This is a genomic window from Halorubrum sp. SP9 (genome assembly GCF_005435015.1).
Taxonomy (GTDB): Archaea; Halobacteriota; Halobacteria; order Halobacteriales; family Haloferacaceae; genus Halorubrum; species Halorubrum sodomense.
This window is the reverse complement of the sequence record NZ_SGXU01000583.1, coordinates 1-307: the sequence shown is the minus strand read 5'-3', so window position 1 is coordinate 307 and position 307 is coordinate 1. Positions and strand designations below refer to the sequence as shown.

Sequence of the window (307 nt, the reverse complement as noted above, 5' to 3'; positions counted from 1 at the left end):
CTGCGCGAGGCGCTCGACGTGATGGCCGAGGCGTACGCGGCGGTCCGCTGAGCCGGCGGCGGACTGCGCCGACCGGTCACTCCGCTTTCCCGCCCGTGATCCGCAGGTAGCGCTCGTAGTACTCGTCGCCGTAGCGGATCAGCTCTTCCCGCCCCTCGCCGACGCCGCCGTCGTTCCGCACGTCCCCGTCGAGGAAGTGGCGCGAGTCGAGCGCGCGGACCAGCTCCGCGTAGGCGTCGGAGTACGGGTGCGTCTCGCCGTACTCCTCGACCGCCGCGCGGTCGACGATCCGCCTCGCTTCCGAGGA

1 pseudogene is annotated in these 307 nt (G+C 72.6%); it reads right to left on the bottom strand.

The features are described from left to right. Positions 1–76 precede the first annotated feature (76 nt). A pseudogene (locus EXE45_RS18660) lies at positions 77–307 on the bottom strand (hypothetical protein); the annotation flags it as partial.